Origin of the sequence: Paenibacillus sp. CCS19, assembly GCF_033239625.1 — a bacterium.
In the GTDB taxonomy this organism is placed as follows: Bacteria; Bacillota; Bacilli; order Paenibacillales; family Paenibacillaceae; genus Paenibacillus_T.
This window is the reverse complement of record NZ_BTCK01000119.1, coordinates 1-306: the sequence shown is the minus strand read 5'-3', so window position 1 is coordinate 306 and position 306 is coordinate 1. Positions and strand designations below refer to the sequence as shown.

General features: G+C 43.8%; 1 protein-coding gene. It reads left to right on the top strand.

Annotated elements, in window-relative coordinates; genetic code table 11:
* On the top strand, positions 1-268 hold a 268-nt coding region (locus SBI19_RS29400), incomplete at its 5' end, for an integrase core domain-containing protein (RefSeq protein ID WP_317973079.1).
* Positions 269-306 lie beyond the last annotated feature (38 nt).

Here is a 306-nt window from a genome sequence, read left to right as displayed (position 1 = left end):
ATACACGTCCTTCGATTACCACGACATGCTGCCAAAGGTTGGCGCCCAAATCAGCATGTCTCGCAGAGGCAATTGTTATGACAATGCCTCAATGGAGAGCTTCTTCTCACATTTGAAGACAGAAGGTCTCTATCCTTATGATATCCGATCAATTGAGGAAGCACAAAGACGAATTGAGGAATACATCTACTTTTACAATCATCGTCGTCCTCAAAGAAGATTAAACAAGCTGACTCCGGTACAGTACCAGAGCCAGCTTGCGAAGTAGGGGTTTTTCTTACTGTCCATTAATTAGGGTCTTGACCA